The sequence below is a fragment of the Pseudomonas sp. 02C 26 genome, from assembly GCF_002843585.1.
Classification (GTDB): domain Bacteria; phylum Pseudomonadota; class Gammaproteobacteria; order Pseudomonadales; family Pseudomonadaceae; genus Aquipseudomonas; species Aquipseudomonas shirazensis.
On record NZ_CP025262.1, the window covers coordinates 397,834 to 415,465 of the forward strand.

At 63.0% G+C, this 17,632-nt stretch carries 17 protein-coding genes; 13 read left to right on the forward strand and 4 right to left on the reverse strand.

Annotated features, from left to right (window positions below; all coding sequences use genetic code 11):
* Positions 1–3: 3 nt before the first annotated feature.
* On the reverse strand, positions 4–813 hold the full coding sequence (locus CXQ80_RS24890; RefSeq protein WP_218195358.1) for a rhodanese-like domain-containing protein: 810 nt from the start codon (positions 811–813) through the stop codon (positions 4–6).
* A gap of 46 nt (positions 814–859) precedes the next feature.
* A complete protein-coding gene (locus tag CXQ80_RS01755) occupies positions 860–2,395 on the reverse strand; it encodes an HDOD domain-containing protein (protein ID WP_101315885.1) in 1,536 nt (511 codons plus the stop codon).
* Between the two features lie 130 nt (positions 2,396–2,525).
* On the opposite strand from CXQ80_RS01755, the gene motA reads away from it, so the two are divergent.
* A complete protein-coding gene (gene motA, locus CXQ80_RS01760) occupies positions 2,526–3,377 on the forward strand; it encodes a flagellar motor stator protein MotA (RefSeq protein WP_101315887.1) in 852 nt (283 codons plus the stop codon).
* 3 nt (positions 3,378–3,380) lie between these two features.
* Positions 3,381–4,403, forward strand: coding sequence for a flagellar motor protein MotB (motB, locus tag CXQ80_RS01765; RefSeq protein WP_101315889.1), 1,023 nt, complete (start codon positions 3,381–3,383; stop codon positions 4,401–4,403).
* A gap of 98 nt (positions 4,404–4,501) precedes the next feature.
* Here motB and rsgA read toward each other — a convergent pair whose 3' ends face one another.
* Positions 4,502–5,533 (reverse strand): small ribosomal subunit biogenesis GTPase RsgA, encoded by a 1,032-nt coding sequence (gene rsgA, locus CXQ80_RS01770; protein WP_101315891.1) that lies wholly within the window; start codon positions 5,531–5,533, stop codon positions 4,502–4,504.
* A gap of 186 nt (positions 5,534–5,719) precedes the next feature.
* On the opposite strand from rsgA, the gene orn reads away from it, so the two are divergent.
* Positions 5,720–6,262 carry an oligoribonuclease gene (gene orn / locus CXQ80_RS01775; protein ID WP_101315893.1) on the forward strand — a complete coding sequence of 181 codons (543 nt, stop codon included), beginning with the start codon at positions 5,720–5,722 and terminating at the stop codon, positions 6,260–6,262.
* 94 nt (positions 6,263–6,356) lie between these two features.
* Complete coding sequence (locus tag CXQ80_RS01780) at positions 6,357–6,968, forward strand: trimeric intracellular cation channel family protein (protein WP_101315895.1); 612 nt, start codon at positions 6,357–6,359, stop codon at positions 6,966–6,968.
* Positions 6,969–6,972: 4 nt separating this feature from the next.
* On the opposite strand, the gene queG is transcribed toward CXQ80_RS01780, so the two are convergent.
* Complete coding sequence (queG, locus tag CXQ80_RS01785) at positions 6,973–8,055, reverse strand: tRNA epoxyqueuosine(34) reductase QueG (protein ID WP_101315897.1); 1,083 nt, start codon at positions 8,053–8,055, stop codon at positions 6,973–6,975.
* A gap of 65 nt (positions 8,056–8,120) precedes the next feature.
* Here queG and CXQ80_RS01790 point away from each other — a divergent pair, with 65 nt between their 5' ends.
* From CXQ80_RS01790 to hflC, 9 genes are all read left to right on the forward strand, one after another.
* The gene (locus CXQ80_RS01790; RefSeq protein ID WP_256585675.1) at positions 8,121–8,981 is read left to right on the forward strand and encodes an NAD(P)H-hydrate dehydratase; all 861 of its coding nucleotides are present in this window, start codon (positions 8,121–8,123) and stop codon (positions 8,979–8,981) included.
* Positions 8,969–9,442 (forward strand): tRNA (adenosine(37)-N6)-threonylcarbamoyltransferase complex ATPase subunit type 1 TsaE, encoded by a 474-nt coding sequence (gene tsaE, locus CXQ80_RS01795; RefSeq protein ID WP_101315901.1) that lies wholly within the window; start codon positions 8,969–8,971, stop codon positions 9,440–9,442. The genes CXQ80_RS01790 and tsaE overlap by 13 nt, the downstream gene beginning before the upstream one ends.
* Positions 9,443–10,888, forward strand: a complete 1,446-nt coding sequence (locus tag CXQ80_RS01800; protein ID WP_178080739.1) for an N-acetylmuramoyl-L-alanine amidase — start codon at positions 9,443–9,445, stop codon at positions 10,886–10,888.
* Complete coding sequence (gene mutL / locus CXQ80_RS01805) at positions 10,885–12,774, forward strand: DNA mismatch repair endonuclease MutL (RefSeq protein ID WP_101315905.1); 1,890 nt, start codon at positions 10,885–10,887, stop codon at positions 12,772–12,774. Before CXQ80_RS01800 ends, mutL begins: the two co-directional genes overlap by 4 nt.
* A 1-nt stretch (position 12,775) precedes the next feature.
* Positions 12,776–13,747: a tRNA (adenosine(37)-N6)-dimethylallyltransferase MiaA gene (miaA, locus tag CXQ80_RS01810; protein WP_101315907.1), complete on the forward strand. Its 972-nt coding sequence runs from the start codon at positions 12,776–12,778 to the stop codon at positions 13,745–13,747.
* A gap of 93 nt (positions 13,748–13,840) precedes the next feature.
* On the forward strand, positions 13,841–14,101 hold the full coding sequence (gene hfq, locus CXQ80_RS01815) for an RNA chaperone Hfq (protein ID WP_060480687.1): 261 nt from the start codon (positions 13,841–13,843) through the stop codon (positions 14,099–14,101).
* 13 nt (positions 14,102–14,114) lie between these two features.
* Positions 14,115–15,416, forward strand: a complete 1,302-nt coding sequence (hflX, locus tag CXQ80_RS01820) for a ribosome rescue GTPase HflX (protein WP_101315909.1) — start codon at positions 14,115–14,117, stop codon at positions 15,414–15,416.
* Between the two features lie 96 nt (positions 15,417–15,512).
* The gene (hflK, locus tag CXQ80_RS01825; RefSeq protein ID WP_101315911.1) at positions 15,513–16,706 is read left to right on the forward strand and encodes an FtsH protease activity modulator HflK; all 1,194 of its coding nucleotides are present in this window, start codon (positions 15,513–15,515) and stop codon (positions 16,704–16,706) included.
* Positions 16,706–17,575, forward strand: a complete 870-nt coding sequence (gene hflC, locus CXQ80_RS01830; protein ID WP_101315913.1) for a protease modulator HflC — start codon at positions 16,706–16,708, stop codon at positions 17,573–17,575. Before hflK ends, hflC begins: the two co-directional genes overlap by 1 nt.
* The last annotated feature ends 57 nt before the right edge of the window (positions 17,576–17,632 follow it).

Genomic DNA, 17,632 nt, shown 5'->3' on the forward strand with positions numbered 1-17,632 from the left:
TCCTTAAACCTCTACGGGCGTGTCCGGATGGTTGCCCCATTCGCCCCACGAGCCGGCGTACGCCTTGACCCGGGGGTAGCCGAGGGACTTGGCCACCAGATAGGTAAAGCCTGAACGGTGATGGGTCTGGCAATGGGTGATCACTTCCTTGTCGGGGGTGATACCCAGATTTTGCAGGATCTCGGCCATGTCCTTGCGGATGCGCAGGTGGTCATTCATGTCCATGCCTGCTGTCCACTCAAAGTTGACGGCGCCGGGGATGTGCCCGCCTTTGGCCGCGAGCACTTTCTCGCCCCGGTATTCACCCGGCGCGCGAGCGTCCCAGATGGCCAGGTCGGCAGCGCCGAGGCGGCTCTGCAGGTATTCGCGGGTGGCGGTCGGCTCGTCTTTTATGGTCAGGCTGACCGAGCCGGTGGCGCTGGCGGGCGTCTCGGTCGACAGCTGATCAGCCGGCCAGGCCTGGATACCACCGTTGAGGTAGTGATACTGCGCATGACCGATGACATCCAGCAGCCAGATGAAACGCCCGGCCCAGCCACCGCCTTCGTCGTCGTAAACCACATAGACGGCATCGTCACGATGGCCGAGTTCGGCGAACAGCTTTTCCAGGTCGGCGCGCGCCGGCAGTAGCCCAGGCGCCGGCGGTTGGCCCAGCTGGGTACGCTTGGGGTCGACGAAGCGCGCACCGGGTACGTGGCCACTGCCATAGCGGTTGGCGCTGGTCAGGTCGACCACGATCAGCGCGGGCGAGCCCAGGCGTGGCAACAGGTCTTGCGCTTCGATAACCAGCGGCAAGCCGGAAAAATCAGTCATCCACAGTCTCCAGGTGGAACGCGAGGGGGCGATTGTAGCGTAAGGCTCAGCTACTGCGGGTGGCGAAGGTAGCCAGAGCGCGCTCGATACACTGCGCGGTCTTGCCCAGTGCCTGCACGCTGACGTCGGCCAGCGGGCGGCCCGCCTGATCGGCAAGCAGCAGCATGATTACCTGGCCATTGACCGCCAGCGAGCGCAGCAGCAGGTGCTCGCTGGGGAACAGGGCATTGATCGGCGCTGGCAGCAGGGCGGCGAACTGGGCGTGGTTGTCCGGCGTCAGGCGCAATTGCCCGGCCTGACTGGTCAAGCGTTGTAACAGTTTGTTCTGTTTGACTGCCAGGTTCAGTGCAGCTGCTTCCTTGGGCAGGCCAGCAGTCTGCTGCACGCGCAAGGCATCAGTGGCCTTGTCGTAGGTCAGCAGCAGTACCCGCTGCATGCCGCAGGCGAGCAGTGCATCGCGGGCGTGGGTAGCCAGGTGCACGGCATTGCTGAAGCGGCTGGGCTGGGCCAGCATTTCGGCGCACAGCGAGCGCCAGCGCTCCAGGTTTTCTGCAGGCGGCGGCGGTGGTGTGAGCATGTCCGGGTGCGGACGGCGCTGCTGCCATGGCCAGATCAACGCTTCGGCCGGGTGGAACAGGGCGTGGCGGGCGTGATGGCGGGCACTCGCTGCGGCTTGCTGGTGAACCTGCTGCTGGACGTCGTCCAGCGAGGTCTGCAAATACAGCGCGGTCAGCAGTTGCCAGCGCAGCAGGTGCGGGTTGTCCCAGCCGACTTGCGCCGCCAGTGCTAGGCCGTTGGCCAGCAATACGGTGTTGGCCGGTTGGTTGAACCAGCGGCGCAGGCCTGGTTCTTCATCCAGCCGATGCTGCTGCTCGAGGCTGTCCGTCTCGCGGGCAATGTTGAATACCTGAGCCAATTGTTCGCGTTCGCTGGTAAGCAGGCGGTAGCCCTGGGTTACCCACTCCGGCAGGCGCCAGTGCAGGGCGACCGCCTGGCACAGCTCCATCAGGCGTACGCCAAACAGCTCGATCTCGACCTCGGCAGCGTTTTCGCCCTTGTGGATAACCCGCAGCTCCCAGGTGTCGAGCAGCTTGGGGTAGGTCACGGCCATCGGCCACAGCGGCGACAGGAACAGCAGGCTGCCCCAGTGAATCTCCTGCCACAGCCGCGCCAGGCGGCTGGCGAACAGGCCACTGGCCTGCTGCGCGGCATGCTGGCTGATCAACAGAAACTGGCGCAGTACCGGCGGGATGTCATCGCCGGGCAAGGCCGGCAGGCGCGCCAGCAGCTGTGCGCTGCGCTCAAGTCCGAGGCGATTGAGGGCAACTTCGAGGCTCTCGGCCGGCTCGGCCTGGCTGGCGTTGGCCGAGTGATTGGCCTCACGCATGACCGACAGCACCAAGGCGGGGCTGTCCTGCATCAGTTCGGCGATGTCGCGCAATGACCGACGGTTGTCATTGATGGCCGCCATTACCCGGTCGTGGCTTTCCTTGGGCACGGGCAGGCGCACGTCATCCAGCAGTTTTATCCAGCGGTCTAAAGTGCGTGGCGTCTGACTTGGTACCTTGGTTTCAATTGGCATTTTGACATCAGTCCGAACTGGCTTTTCACTTGGAGTGGCTATAGTCTGGCGCAGTTCTGCCGATAAGTAGAAGAAGAGTTTTCAAGCTCCCGTCCCCGACCCTGACCTCGACTTCAAGTGCTTTGAACCTATGGCTAAAATTATCGGCATCATCGTCGTCTTCGCGAGCGTGATCGCAGGCTACGTGCTTTCCCACGGCAAGATTGCGGCGCTGATCCAGCCGTTCGAAGTGCTCATCATTGGCGGGGCTGCGTTTGGCGCGTTCCTGCAGGCCAACCCTGGCTACATGACCATGCACGTGATCAAGAAGTCGATGAAGATGTTCGGCTCACGTTTCACCCATACCTTCTACCTGGAGGTGTTGGGCCTGGTCTACGAGATCCTCAACAAGAGCCGCCGCGAAGGCATGATGGCGATCGAAGGCGATATCGAAGACGCCTCGGCCAGCCCGATCTTCGCCAAGTACCCGGCAGTGCTGGGTGATGAGCGCATGACTGCGTTCATCTGCGACTACCTGCGCATCATGTCCACCGGCAACATGGCTCCGCACGAGCTCGAAGGCCTGTTCGACATGGAGCTGCTGAGCCTCAAGGAAGAACTCGACCACCCTTCGCACGCGGTCACCGGGATCGCCGACGGCATGCCTGGCTTCGGTATCGTTGCGGCGGTACTGGGTATCGTCGTCACCATGGCCTCGTTGGGTGAGGGCGACCAGGCTGCCATCGGCATGCACGTAGGTGCGGCGCTGGTGGGTACCTTCTTCGGTATTCTTGCTGCGTACGGTTTCTTCGGCCCACTGGCTACCTGCCTGGCTCACGATGCCAAGGAAGAGGTCAATCTGTACGAGTCGATCAAGGCGTCGCTGGTGGCTTCGGCCTCGGGCATGCCGCCGTCACTGGCCGTGGAATTCGGGCGCAAGGTGCTGTACCCCAAGCACCGTCCGAGCTTCGCCGAGCTGGAACAAGCAGTTCGCGGTCGCTGATTCATGGAAAACAATCAGCCGATAATCATCAAGCGCGTCAAGCGCTTTGGCGGCGGTCACCATGGCGGCGCCTGGAAGATCGCCTTTGCCGACTTCGCGACGGCGATGATGGCGTTCTTCCTGGTGCTGTGGCTGATGTCGACGGCCACCCCAGAGCAGAAGATCGCCATCGCCGGCTACTTCAAGGACCCGATCGGCTTCTCCGAAAGCGGTACGCCGTATGTGATTGACCTGGGTGGCTCGCCGGAGCTGGCGCCGGACAAGACCATCAACCCTGAGGTGAAGTCCGAGCCGACTCCCGACACCAGCGTGCAGCTGGACAAGGATCAGGTCGAGACCATGGCCGAGCAGGTTGAAAAGGAACGCCTGAACCTGCTCTTGCAGGAGCTGCAGAACAAGGTCGAAGAAAACCCGCAACTGCAGAAGTTCAAGGATCAGATCCTGTTCGAGATCACCCAGGACGGCCTGCGTATCCAGATCATGGATGCCGAGAACCGGCCGATGTTCGATATCGGCAGCGCGCGTTTGCAGCCGTACTTCGAGGACATTCTGCTGGCCATGGCCGACACCATCAAGGCGGTGCCGAACAAGATCAGCGTCAGCGGCCACACCGATGCCAAGGCCTATGCCGGTAGCGGTGACTACGGCAACTGGGAGCTGTCGGCCAACCGTGCCAACGCTGCGCGACGTGCGCTGGTGGCGGGTGGCTATCCGGATGATCAGGTGGCGCGGGTGGTGGGTTATGCCTCGTCGTCGCTGTTCGATCGCAAGAACCCGTTCAACCCGGTCAACCGGCGCATCGATATCATCGTTCTGACCAAGAAGGCCCAGCGCAATATCGAGGGCGAGCAGGGCACTCCGGATGCACCGCCGGCATCTGACGCACCCGCGGCGCCAGGCTCGGCAGCGCCAGGTGTAGCAGCGCCCGCTGGTGCCGGCGAGGCGCCGATGCAGCCGCGTGAGCTACGGCAGAAGCTCAATATCTTCGAGGACGGTACCTTGAAGATGGACGAGCCGAAGGAATAACCGCCTGCGGCACAGCAAAAAAGGGCCGCAATGCGGTAATGCCAGTCAGTTAGGCCGATTGGGGCTGCAAAGCAGCCCCGACTTACCTGCCCCAGCTGTTAATAGCTGTCTTCGGTCAGGCTGGCGATGATCGAGCGGTAGCTGTGCATACGCTGTGGCTTGATCCGGCCTTCGTCCAGCGCTTTAAGCAAGGCGCAGCCTGGCTCGCGGTCGTGCTTGCAGTCGCGAAAGCGACAGGTGCCGAACAGTTCGCTGAACTCGATGAAGCCGGCTTCGACATCATCGCGGCTGACGTGCACCAGGCCGAATTCACGAATACCGGGGGAGTCGATCAGGTCACCGCCGTTGGGGAAGTGATAAAGCCGCGCCGTGGTGGTGGTATGGGTACCCTGGCCAGACCACTCGGACAGATCACCCACCCGCGTGTGCGCCTGCGGCAGCAGGCTGTTGACCAGCGACGACTTGCCGACACCGGACTGGCCGACAAATACGCTGACGTGGCCATCGAGCATTTTTTGCAGCTGCTGCATGCCGTCGCCGTGGTGCGCCGACACCTCCAGCAGGGGGTAGCCCAGGTCGCGGTAGACCTCGAGCAAGGCATTCAGCGCCGGTGCGTTTTGCTCGTTGATCAGGTCGGCCTTGTTCAGCAACAGCAACGGGCGAATGCCGGCGTGCTCGGCGGCGACCAGGTAGCGGTCGATCAGGTTGGCGTGGGGCTCAGGGGCGGGGGCAAAGACGATCACGATCAGATCGACGTTGGCGGCTACCGGCTTGAGCACGCCCTGGTTGTTGGGGCGGGTCAGCTCGGTCGAGCGCGGTAGTTGCGCGACGATGACGCCGATGCCCTGGTTGCCTGCTCGCCATACCACGCGGTCACCGGTGACCAGTGCAGGCAGGTTGGCGCGCAGGTGGCAGCGGAAGATCTGGCCAACTGTGTCGCCGTCCTGGGCTTCGACTTCGACTTGGACGCCAAAGTGGGCGATGACCAGGCCGAATTGCTCGGGTCCGAGGTCGCCGCCTTCCAGTTCCTGCAAGACGTGCTGCTCGCGTTTGGCGGCGCGTTCGGCGCGTTCGCCCTGGATTTTTTCGATGCGCCAGTTTTGGCGGCGGTTGAGCTGGCGTTTGGCCATGAATGTTCCGTGGTGGCTTGCGGTTGGAAAACGGCTGACAGTTTAGCATGCTCCTGTTGTGGCCTATTCGTTAACCTTGGTTGGGGCGGTGCCTGTGGAATCGTTGAACACAGTGAATTAGCGAGCAAAGCCAATTACCCGGTCGGGCCACTAAGCTACTATGACGGCCTATCTCAGGAGCCTTTCATGGACAACACACAGAACCTGATCTGGATCGATCTGGAAATGACCGGTCTGGATCCGGACAGCGACGTCATCATCGAGATGGCGACCATCGTTACCGACAGCAACCTCAACACCCTGGCCGAAGGCCCGGTGATCGCCATTCACCACAGCGATGAAATGCTGGCGCGCATGGATGAGTGGAACACCCGAACCCACGGCGGCTCGGGCTTGACCCAGCGTGTGCGTGACAGCCGTATCAGCATGGCCGAAGCCGAGGCCCAGACCATCGCGTTTCTGCAGCAGTGGGTGCCGAAGGGCAAGTCGCCGATCTGCGGCAACAGCATCTGCCAGGACCGGCGCTTCCTGTACCGCCACATGAAGTCGCTGGAAAGCTACTTCCACTACCGCAACCTCGACGTTTCTACCCTCAAGGAACTGGCTGCACGCTGGGCCCCTGAGGTGCGCGACAGCTTCCAGAAGGGTGGCACCCACCTGGCGCTGGACGATATTCGCGAGTCGATTGCAGAACTGCGCCACTACCGCGAACACTTCATCAAGTTTTAAGCGTGCTGCGCCGGCTGACGATAGTCGGTGCGCCCCCTTCTGGTGCGGGGTGCAACTGGGTAGACTGCGCGCCTTTCTCGCACGGACTCGCACCATGTTGCTGATGCTCTACCTCGTCGCTATCACCGCCGAAGCCATGACCGGGGCCTTGTCCGCCGGCCGTCGCGGCATGGACTGGTTCGGTGTGGTGCTGATCGCCTGCGTGACGGCGCTGGGTGGTGGCTCGGTGCGCGACGTGCTGCTGGGGCACTATCCGCTGACCTGGGTGAAACACCCCGAGTACCTGGTGCTGACCAGCTTTGCCGCACTGCTGACGATCTTTATCGCGCCACTGATGCGCCATCTGCGCTCGCTGTTTCTGGTGCTCGATGCGCTGGGGCTGGTGGCGTTTACCCTGATTGGCTGCATGACTGCGCTGGAGATGGGCCAAGGCCTGCTGGTGGCGTCGATCAGTGGGGTGATCACCGGGGTCTTCGGCGGGATTCTGCGCGATATCTTCTGCAACGACATCCCGCTGGTGTTTCGCCGCGAGCTGTATGCCAGCGTGTCGTTTGCGGCGGCGTGGTTCTATCTGGGCTGCGTGCACTTCAATCTGCCGGCCGAGCAGGCCACGCTGCTGACTCTGTTTGGTGGTTTTCTGGTGCGTTTGCTGGCGATCCGCTTTCACTGGGAAATGCCCAAGTTTCACTATAACGACCAGCAGTAGTCACTCAGCTCGCTGGCTGCGCCTGCCGTTCTGCGTGCTGGGCCAGCGCCCACTCGACATGCTCGCGGACCAGTTCGGACGGGTGCTCGCGGCGTGCCTGCAGCGCCTCCAGCACCGGAATGGTCGACGGTGCGTTGCCCAGCCCGACGGCCAGATTGCGTAGCCAGCGTTCGTAGCCGGCGCGGCGCAGCGGCGAGCCTTCGGTATTGCCCAGAAAGGTCGCCTCATCCCACATGAACAGTTCGGCCAGGCCGGCATTGTCCAGGCCGTGACGCGGCTTGAAGTCGTTTTCCTGGGTGGGGCGGGCGAAGCGGTTCCACGGGCAGACGATCTGGCAGTCATCGCAGCCAAACACCCGATTGCCGATCATCGCGCGCAGCTCGACCGGGATCGCCTGCTTCAGCTCGATGGTCAGGTAAGAAATGCAGCGCCGTGCGTCGAGTACATACGGGCCGACGAAGGCATTGGTCGGGCACACGTCCAGGCACGCCTGACAGCGGCCGCAGTGCTCGCTGGTCTGGGCTTCATCCACCGGCAGCGGCAGGTCGACGAACAACTCAGCCAGAAAGAAGTAGCTGCCGGCCTTGCGGTTGAGCAGCAGGGTGTTCTTGCCGATCCAGCCCAGCCCGGCCTCCTGCGCGATGGCTTTCTCCAGCACCGGCGCGCTGTCGACAAAAGCACGAAAGCCGAACGGGCCGATGTCTGCCTGAATGCGGTCGGCCAGGTGCTGCACGCGTTTGCGCACCAGCTTGTGGTAGTCGCGGCCCAGCGCGTAGCGCGACACGTAAGCTTTTTCCGGCTGTGCGAGCACCTGCGCCATGCGCGTATCGCCGGGCAGGTAGTCCATGCGCAGCGAGATCACCCGCAGTGTCCCCGGGATCAACTGCTCGGGGTGGGAACGTTTGCTGCCATGCGCGGCCATATAGTCCAGCTCGCCGTGATAGCCGGCGGCAAGCCAGCGCTCCAGGTGCTGTTCATGCTCGCCCAGGTCTACACCAGCGATACCGACGTGGGCGAAGCCGAGTTCGCGGCCCCAATCCTTGATCGATTGGGCCAGCGCGGCGAGGTCAGGAATACAAACGGACATGGATGGGCAAGGCATTACAGGCTCAGGTGCGTATAATTCTGCCAGACATCGGAGCCTTTGACCCCATGCCCCAGACCAAACACCCCGACAACGCGGTAAAAACCCTCAGCCGAGGCAACCTCGCCCGGCTGCCGGCGCGCCGTGCAGACGCGCACAAGACCGATTTCGGCCATGTGCTGGTGGTCGGTGGCGACCTCGGCACCGGCGGCGCCGCGCTGCTCAGTGGCGAGGCCGCGCTGCGCTGTGGTGCTGGCCTGGTCAGCATCGCCACGCGCCCTGAGCATGTTTCAGCGGCGCTGACCCGGCTGCCCGAGACCATGTGCCTGGGCGTGTCATCGGCCAATCAGTTGATCGAGGTGCTGGCCCGCGCTTCCGTGTTGGTGGTCGGCCCCGGGCTTGGCCAGGCCGCATGGGGGCGCAGCCTGCTGTCGGCTGTGGCCAACAGCGATGTGCCGCAGGTGTGGGATGCCGATGCGTTGAACATGCTCGCCAGCAGCCCGTTGGCCGTGCCCGGCGCGAGCATCCTCACCCCGCACCCAGGGGAGGCGGCGCGCTTGTTGGGGATTTCCACCGAGGCGGTGCAGGCTGACCGTGCCGGCGTTGCGCGCAAGCTGGCGCGCAGGTACGCCAGCATCTGCGTGCTTAAAGGCGCGGGTACTCTGGTGGCTGATCCGGACGGACAGTTGGCGTTGTGCCAGCGAGGCCACCCGGCGATGGCCGGTGCAGGGCTGGGCGATGTGCTAACTGGTGTGCTTGGCGCATTGCTGGCGCAGGGTCTGGATGGCTGGTCGGCGGCATGCCTGGGCGTGTGGCTGCATGCCTGCGCTGGCGAGCGCCTGGGCGTGAAGGGCAGGGGACTGGCAGCCAGTGATCTGCTGCCGGTCATTCGTGAATTATTGGAGGAGCATTCAGCGTGTCAGGTGTAACCCTGTTTCTGCCCGACGAAGAAGCCACTGTGGCCTTCGGCGCGCGACTGGCCGAAGTGACCGGCGGTCATGGCGTGATATTTCTCGAGGGTGACCTCGGCGCCGGCAAGACCACCCTGTCGCGTGGCCTGATCCGTGGCCTGGGCCATACCGGGCCGGTCAAGAGCCCGACCTTTACCGTGGTCGAACCCTACGAAATCGGCGATGTGCGGGCGTTTCACTTCGACCTGTACCGGCTGGTCGATCCGGAAGAGCTGGAGTACCTGGGCATTCGCGATTACTTCGAAGGTGACGCCCTGTGCCTGTTCGAATGGCCCGATAAAGGTGCGGGCGTTTTGCCAAAGCCCGACCTGACCATTACCATAAGCCCGCAAGCGGGCGGACGCTCGCTTAACCTGTTGCCGCAGGGCGCTCGTGGCCAAGCCTGGTGCACCGCGCTGGCCAACAAAATTCAACAGTAAATGGGGTTAGGTATGCGCATACGCGCACTGGTCGTCGTTGTCGGTCTGCTGCTCAGCGCAGTGACTGTCAACGCTCTGGCCGCCACACAAGTAAAAAGCATGCGTCTGTGGCGCGCGCCGGACAACACACGACTGGTGTTCGACCTCTCCGGGCCCGTGCAGCACAGCGTGTTTACGCTGAGCGCACCGGATCGGCTGGTTATCGATATCAATGGTGCGACCCTCGGCGCGCCGCTCAACGTGGCCACCTCCAACACCCCGATCAGCAGTGTCCGCTCGGCGCAACGCACGCCGACCGACCTGCGCGTGGTCATCGACCTGAAAAAGGCCGTCACCCCGAAAAGCTTCGTTCTGGCGCCCAATGCCCAGTATGGTAACCGCTTGGTGGTCGACCTGTACGATCAGGAAGCCGACGCCATCGCGGCCACAACGCCGACGCCCGCGCCGACGCCGGTGCAGCCGCCGGCCACCACGCCGGCCATCCCGGTAACGCCGACCCAGCCGGCGATCAAACTGCCGCCAGCACCGAGCGGCAAGCGCGATATCGTGGTTGCCATCGACGCCGGTCACGGCGGCGAAGACCCGGGCGCTTCCGGCTCGCGCGGTCAGCACGAAAAAACCATCGTGTTGCAGATCGCTCAAGAGTTGCAGCGCCAGATCAACAGCGAGAAAGGCTACCGCGCCGAGCTGACCCGTACCGGCGACTACTTCATCCCGCTGCGCAAACGCACCGAGATCGCCCGCAAGAAGGGGGCAGACCTGTTCGTTTCGATCCATGCCGACGCCGCGCCGTCGAAGGCCGCCTTTGGTGCTTCGGTGTTCGCTTTGTCTGACCGCGGCGCTACCTCGGAAACCGCGCGCTGGCTGGCCGACACAGAAAACCGCTCCGACCTGATCGGCGGTGCCGGCAACGTCAGCCTCGACGACAAGGACCGCATGCTCGCCGGGGTTCTGCTCGACCTGTCGATGACCGCTACGCTCAGCTCCAGTCTGGATGTCGGGCAAAAAGTGCTGGGCAACATGGGCCGCATCACCTCGCTGCACAAGCGCCGGGTCGAGCAAGCGGGCTTCATGGTGCTGAAATCGCCGGATATTCCGTCGATCCTGGTCGAAACCGGATTTATCTCCAACGCCAACGAAGCCGCCAAGCTGGCTACCAAGAGCCACCAGCAGGCGCTGGCGCGCTCGATCCACACCGGCTTGCGCCAGTACTTCCAACAGAGCCCGCCGCCTGGCACCTACATCGCCTGGCTGCGTGACAGCGGCAAGATTGCCCAAGGCCCGCGTGACCATACCGTGCGTCCGGGTGAAACCTTGGCGATGATCGCCGTGCGTTACCAGGTCAGCGTGGCTGCCCTGCGCAGCAGCAACAGCCTGAAAACCGATGAGCTGAAGGTCGGTCAGCATCTGGATATTCCGGGTACCACCCTGGCGTCGCAGCAATGACCGGTGGTTCGCGCATCGAGCTGCTCAGCCCGCGACTGGCCAACCAGATTGCCGCCGGCGAAGTAGTCGAGCGACCTGCCTCGGTAGCCAAGGAGCTGCTGGAAAACAGCCTCGACTCCGGTGCCCGGCGCATCGATGTCGAGGTCGAGCTGGGTGGCACCAAGCTGCTGCGTGTGCGTGACGACGGCAGCGGCATCTCCCCGGATGACCTGCCGCTGGCCCTGGCCCGTCACGCCACCAGCAAGATTCGCGAGCTGGAAGACCTTGAAGGCGTACTCAGCCTGGGCTTTCGGGGTGAAGCACTGGCGTCGATCAGTTCGGTTGCGCGGCTGACCCTGACCTCGCGCACCGCCGATGCCAGCGAAGCCTGGCAGGTCGAGACCGAAGGCCGCGACATGACCCCGCGGGTACAGCCTGCGGCGCACCCGGTCGGCACCTCGGTAGAAGTGCGCGACCTGTTCTTCAATACCCCGGCCCGGCGCAAGTTCCTCAAGGCCGAGAAAACCGAATTCGATCACCTGCAGGAAGTTATCCGTCGCCTGGCACTGGCACGCTTCGATGTCGGCTTCCACCTGCGTCACAACGGCAAGAGCATCCTCAGCCTGCACGAGGCCGCCGATGATGTGTCGCGGGCGCGGCGAGTCGGCGCGATCTGTGGTCCGGGCTTTCTTGAGCAGGCGCTGCCGATCGACGTCGAGCGCAACGGCCTGCGCCTATGGGGTTGGGTCGGCTTGCCGACCTTCTCGCGCAGCCAGGCTGACCTGCAGTACTTCTTCGTCAACGGCCGGGCGGTGCGCGACAAGCTGGTGGCCCATGCGGTACGCCAGGCGTATCGCGACGTGCTGTTCAACGGCCGCCATCCGACCTTTGTGTTGTTCCTTGAGCTGGAGCCGAACGGCGTCGACGTCAACGTGCACCCGACCAAGCACGAAGTACGCTTCCGTGAAGGGCGTACGGTTCACGATTTTCTCTACGGCACCCTGCATCGCGCGCTGGCCGATGTGCGCCCGGAAGGTCAGCTGGCCGCCCCTGCCGCAGCCGCCGAGCTGGTGCGTGCTGGTGGCCAGCTGGCTGGCGAGTTCGGCCCTCAGGGCGAGATGCGCCTGGCCACGCCTGTGCTCGAACAGCAGCAGCCTGCTCCAGCCGGCTCCGGCTCCGGCGCTGGTGCGGGTTACCAGTACCAGTACACGCCGCGCCCCTCGCAGCCACTGCCCGTGGCCGAAGCGCAGGCCGCTTACCGCGAATTCTATGCGCCGCTGAACAGCGCCGCGCCGGTCGCGCTGCCCGACGGCCAGGGCGATATTCCGCCGCTGGGCTACGCCATGGCGCAGCTCAAGGGCATCTACATCCTTGCCGAAAACGCCCAAGGCCTGGTGCTGGTCGACATGCATGCCGCCCACGAGCGGATCATGTACGAGCGGCTCAAGGTGGCCATGGCCAGCGAAGGCCTCAGTGGCCAGCCGCTGCTGGTGCCGGAAACCTTGGCGATGAGCCAGCGTGAAGCCGATTGCGCCGAAGAGCATGCACAGTGGTTCCAGCGCCTCGGCTTCGAGCTGCAGCGGCTAGGCCCGGAGACGGTCGCGATTCGCCAGATCCCGGCGTTGCTGAAACAGGCCGAAGCCAATCGGCTGGTGCAGGACGTGCTTGCTGACCTGATGGAATACGGCACCAGCGACCGCATCCAGGCGCACCTCAACGAGCTGCTCGGGACCATGGCCTGCCACGGCGCCGTGCGCGCCAACCGGCGCCTGGCGATCCCCGAGATGAACGCCTTGCTTCGCGACATGGAAAACACCGAGCGCAGCGGCCAGTGCAACCACGGCCGACCGACCTGGACCCAGATGGGCCTGGACGATCTGGACAAACTCTTCCTGCGCGGTCGGTGACATGAGCAGCAAACCTCCAGCGATCTTCCTCATGGGCCCGACTGCGGCGGGCAAGACCGATCTCGCCATCGAGTTGAGCAAAGTGCTGCCCTGCGAGCTGGTCAGCGTCGATTCGGCGCTGGTCTATCGCGGCATGGACATCGGCACTGCGAAACCGTCGAAAGACATCCTGGCGGCGTACCCGCACCGCTTGATCGATATCATCGACCCCGCCGAGAGCTATTCCGCGGCGCAGTTTCGCAGCGATGCCCTGGCGGCCATGGCCGAGATTACCGCACGCGGCAAGATCCCGCTGCTGGTCGGCGGCACCATGCTCTACTACAAGGCTTTGCTTGAAGGCCTGGCCGACATGCCGGCGGCTGACCCGGCCGTGCGCGCCGAGCTGGAAGCCCAGGCCAGCGCACTGGGCCTGGGCGAATTGCACCGGCAGTTGGCCGAGGTCGATCCGGTGTCGGCGGCGCGCATCCACCCCAACGACCCGCAGCGCTTGATCCGAGCGCTGGAGGTGTATCGGGTGAGTGGTGAGAGCATGACTGCCCACCGCCAGCGCCAATCAGCCGAAAGTAGCGGCGCAGACGCAGGCGCGGCCGGCCATTTGCCCTATACTGTGGCCAGTCTGGCGATCGCTCCTGCAGATCGTCACATTCTGCATGAGCGAATTGCGTTACGATTTTCACAGATGCTGGAACAGGGCTTCATCGATGAGGTCCGAGAGCTGCGAGCCAGAAGTGACTTGCACGCCGGGCTGCCGTCTATACGGGCAGTGGGCTATCGGCAGGTCTGGGATTTCCTAGACGGCAAGCTAGATGAGAATGAGATGCGAGAACGCGGTATCATTGCGACTCGCCAGCTGGCCAAGCGGCAGTTCACCTGGTTGCGCGGTTGGTCCGACGTGCACTGGCTGGACAGTCTGGCCTGCGACAATCTGTCCCGCACCTTGAAATACCTTGGGGCCATCTCCATATTGAGCTGAGTCCCTGCTAATTGCCGTCTACTCTTGCGAGTGGGCGGCGTAATCATAGAATTTTCTCGTTTTTTATTATTTATCCTTACAGGAGTGCGGCATATGTCAAAAGGGCATTCGCTACAAGACCCTTACTTGAACACCTTGAGAAAAGAAAAGGTCCCGGTTTCGATCTATCTGGTCAACGGGATCAAGCTGCAGGGCTCGATCGAATCTTTCGACCAGTTTGTAGTTCTATTGAAAAACACCGTCAGCCAAATGGTCTACAAACATGCCATTTCGACTGTCGTACCTGCACGTCCGGTTCGTCTGCCAAGCCCGTCCGATTCCGAGAACGGTGACAGCGAGCCAGGCAACGCCTGATTAGGAGCCTGCATTGTTCTTTGAGCGCCACGGTGGTGGTGAACGAGCGTTGCTCGTTCACTTGGAAGGTCAGAACCCTGAGGCGCGCGAAGACCCGCAGGAGTTCCAGGAACTGGCCCTGTCGGCCGGTGCTGAAATCGTCTTGCTGTCTACGGTGACACGGCATCAGCCCAGTGCCAAATTCCTGATTGGCAGTGGCAAGGTCGAGGAGTTACGCGACCTGGTCAGTGCCGAGCATGTCGATCTGGTGATTTTCAATCACACCCTCACGCCCAGTCAGGAGCGTAACCTCGAACGTGTGTTCGAGTGCCGCGTGCTTGACCGTACCGGGCTGATCCTCGATATCTTCGCCCAACGGGCGCGTACCCATGAAGGCAAGCTGCAGGTCGAACTGGCCCAGCTTGAGCACATGAGCACGCGGCTGGTACGCGGCTGGACTCACCTTGAGCGGCAAAAAGGTGGTATCGGCCTGCGTGGTCCGGGGGAGACCCAACTTGAAACCGACCGGCGCCTGTTGCGGGTCCGCCTGCGGCAGATCAAGGCGCGCCTGGAAAAGGTCCGCAGCCAGCGTGAACAAGCGCGGCGCGGGCGCAGACGTGCGGACATCCCGTCGGTGTCGCTGGTGGGTTATACCAACGCCGGCAAGTCGACCCTGTTCAACGCCCTGACCCAATCCGACGTGTACGCGGCCGACCAGCTGTTCGCCACCCTCGACCCGACCCTGCGCCGCCTGCAACTCGACGACCTGGGGCCGATCGTGCTGGCCGATACCGTGGGCTTCATTCGCCATCTGCCGCACAAGCTGGTCGAGGCATTTCGGGCTACGCTCGAAGAGTCGAGCAACTCCGATCTGCTGCTGCACGTGATCGACGCCCATGAGCCAGAGCGCATGGAGCAGATCGAGCAGGTGCTGGCGGTATTGGGCGAGATCGGCGCAGAAGGCTTGCCGATCCTCGAGGTCTATAACAAACTCGACCTGCTTGAAGATGTCGAGCCACAGATCCAGCGCGATGCCGATGGCAAGCCGGAACGGGTCTGGGTGTCGGCACGTGATGGACGTGGCCTGGAGCTGGTTGGCCAGGCAATCGCCGAGTTGCTGGGGGATGATCTGTTTGTCGCCACCCTGCGCCTTGATCAGCGTTTCGCTCGCTTGCGCGCGCAGCTGTTCGAACTGGGCGCGGTGCAGAGCGAGGAACATGATGAAGAGGGCAGCAGCCTGCTCAGCGTGCGCCTGCCGATGATCGAGCTTAATCGCCTGGTCAGTCGTGCCGGCATCGAGCCGCAGACGTTTATCGCGCAACACACTTTGCAATAAATGCCCGTCGAGGTCGCCGGGCAGCCGTGACAGGCATTCTGTAGCATTGGACGGCGCGCCGTGGGCGCGTCTTTGCTTTATCAGATGGAGAGCGCTATGGCTTGGAATGAGCCGGGTGGCAACTCGAAAGACCAGGATCCCTGGGGCGGTCGCCGTGGCGGCGGCGGCAGTGGTGGCGGTGGCGACAAAAAAGGCCCACCTGATCTCGACGAGGCCTTCCGCAAGCTGCAGGACAGCCTGAACGGCATGTTCGGTGGCGGCAAGAAACGCGGCGGTGGTGACCGCAATATCGGCAAGGGTGGCGGTTACGGCCTGCTGGGCATAGGCCTGGCGGTGTTGGCTGCGATCTGGCTGTACAGTGCCGTGTACGTGGTCGACGAGCAGGAGCAGGCGGTTGTGCTGCGCTTCGGCAAGTACTACGAGACCGTGGGTCCAGGCCTGAATATCTATTTCCCGCCGATCGATCGCAAGTACATGGAAAACGTGACGCGTGAGCGTGCGTACACCAAGCAGGGGCAGATGCTCACCGAAGACGAGAACATCGTCGAAGTGCCGCTGACCGTGCAGTACAAGATCACCAACCTGCAGGACTTCGTGCTCAACGTCGACCAGCCGGAAGTGAGCTTGCAGCATGCGACCGACAGTGCCCTGCGTCACGTGGTCGGCTCGACCTCGATGGACCAGGTGCTGACCGAAGGTCGTGAGCAGATGGCCGTGGACATCCGCGAGCGTCTGCAGCGTTTCCTCGACACTTACCGTACCGGTATCACCGTGACTCAGGTCAACGTACAGAGCGCGGCAGCCCCGCGTGAAGTGCAGGAAGCCTTCGACGACGTGATCCGTGCCCGTGAAGACGAGCAGCGTGCGCGCAACCAGGCCGAGTCCTACGCCAACGGCGTGGTGCCAGAGGCCCGTGGTCAGGCGCAGCGCATCATCGAAGACGCCAACGGCTACCGCGATGAAGTCATTGCCCGCGCCAAGGGTGAAGCCGATCGCTTCACCAAGCTGGTCACCGAGTACCGCAAGGCGCCGGACGTAACCCGTCAGCGTCTGTACCTGGAGACCATGCAAGAGGTCTACAGCAATTCGAGCAAGGTCATGGTGGCAACCAAGGACGGGCAGAACAACCTGCTCTACCTGCCGCTGGACAAGATGGTTGAAGGCGGTCGCAACACGTCGGCTTCTGCCGGCAGCAGCAGCGCGTCGCCGTCGGTCAACGACGCAGCCGTGCGCGCAGCGCAGGACCTGCAACAGCAACAACAGGCACTGCGTACTAGGGAGAGCCGCTGATGAGCAATAAATCGCTGATCGCCCTGATCGCCGCAGTCGTGCTGGCTGTCGTGGCCTGGAACAGCTTCTACATCGTGTCCCAGACCGAACGTGCGGTACTGCTGCAATTCGGTCGTGTGGTTCAGGCTGATGTTCAGCCCGGCCTGCATGTGAAGATCCCGTACGTCAACCAGGTGCGCAAGTTCGACGCGCGGCTGATGACCCTGGACGCACCGACGCAACGCTTCCTGACCCTGGAAAAGAAAGCGGTAATGGTCGACGCCTATGCCAAATGGCGGGTGAAAGATTCCGACCGTTTCTACACCGCAACCTCGGGCATGAAGCAGATCGCCGACGAGCGTCTGTCGCGACGTCTGGAAAGCGGCCTGCGTGACCAGTTCGGTAAACGCACCCTGCACGAAGTGGTATCCGGTGAGCGTGACGCACTGATGGCTGACATCACTGCATCGCTGAACCGCATGGCCAACAAGGAGCTGGGTATCGAAGTGGTCGACGTTCGCGTCAAGGCCATCGACCTGCCGAAGGAAGTCAACCGCAGCGTGTTCGATCGTATGAGCACCGAGCGTGAGCGTGAGGCCCGTGAGCATCGCGCCAAAGGTAACGAGCTGGCCGAGGGTATCCGTGCGGATGCCGACCGTCAGCGTCGGGTACTGCTGGCCGAAGCCTATCGTGAATCCGAGGAAACCCGCGGTGATGGTGACGCCCAGGCGGCCGCCATCTACGCTAAGGCCTACAACCAGGATGCGGATTTCTATTCGTTCCACCGTAGCCTGCAAGCGTACCGTGCGAGCTTCTCGAGCAAGAGCGACGTGCTGGTCCTGGATCCGAAGAACGAGTTCTTCCGGTACCTGGACAAGAGCAAGCCGTAAGCGACAAGGCCCCGCCTGGCAGGTAAAACTGCCGGCGGGGTGCATCCCGAAGGAAAA

What these genes read in the sequence shown, in the direction of transcription:
- CXQ80_RS24890 (WP_218195358.1), bottom strand. Translation starts at nt 813, where the DNA reads ATGACTGATTTTTCCGGCTTGCCGCTGGTTATCGAAGCGCAAGACCTG.
- motB (WP_101315889.1), top strand. Translation starts at nt 3,381, where the DNA reads ATGGAAAACAATCAGCCGATAATCATCAAGCGCGTCAAGCGCTTTGGC.
- mutL (WP_101315905.1), top strand. Translation starts at nt 10,885, where the DNA reads ATGACCGGTGGTTCGCGCATCGAGCTGCTCAGCCCGCGACTGGCCAAC.
- rsgA (WP_101315891.1), bottom strand. Translation starts at nt 5,533, where the DNA reads ATGGCCAAACGCCAGCTCAACCGCCGCCAAAACTGGCGCATCGAAAAA.
- CXQ80_RS01790 (WP_256585675.1), top strand. Translation starts at nt 8,121, where the DNA reads ATGCCCCAGACCAAACACCCCGACAACGCGGTAAAAACCCTCAGCCGA.
- hflK (WP_101315911.1), top strand. Translation starts at nt 15,513, where the DNA reads ATGGCTTGGAATGAGCCGGGTGGCAACTCGAAAGACCAGGATCCCTGG.
- motA (WP_101315887.1), top strand. Translation starts at nt 2,526, where the DNA reads ATGGCTAAAATTATCGGCATCATCGTCGTCTTCGCGAGCGTGATCGCA.
- miaA (WP_101315907.1), top strand. Translation starts at nt 12,776, where the DNA reads ATGAGCAGCAAACCTCCAGCGATCTTCCTCATGGGCCCGACTGCGGCG.
- orn (WP_101315893.1), top strand. Translation starts at nt 5,720, where the DNA reads ATGGACAACACACAGAACCTGATCTGGATCGATCTGGAAATGACCGGT.
- CXQ80_RS01755 (WP_101315885.1), bottom strand. Translation starts at nt 2,395, where the DNA reads ATGCCAATTGAAACCAAGGTACCAAGTCAGACGCCACGCACTTTAGAC.
- CXQ80_RS01780 (WP_101315895.1), top strand. Translation starts at nt 6,357, where the DNA reads ATGTTGCTGATGCTCTACCTCGTCGCTATCACCGCCGAAGCCATGACC.
- CXQ80_RS01800 (WP_178080739.1), top strand. Translation starts at nt 9,443, where the DNA reads ATGGGGTTAGGTATGCGCATACGCGCACTGGTCGTCGTTGTCGGTCTG.
- queG (WP_101315897.1), bottom strand. Translation starts at nt 8,055, where the DNA reads ATGTCCGTTTGTATTCCTGACCTCGCCGCGCTGGCCCAATCGATCAAG.
- hfq (WP_060480687.1), top strand. Translation starts at nt 13,841, where the DNA reads ATGTCAAAAGGGCATTCGCTACAAGACCCTTACTTGAACACCTTGAGA.
- hflC (WP_101315913.1), top strand. Translation starts at nt 16,706, where the DNA reads ATGAGCAATAAATCGCTGATCGCCCTGATCGCCGCAGTCGTGCTGGCT.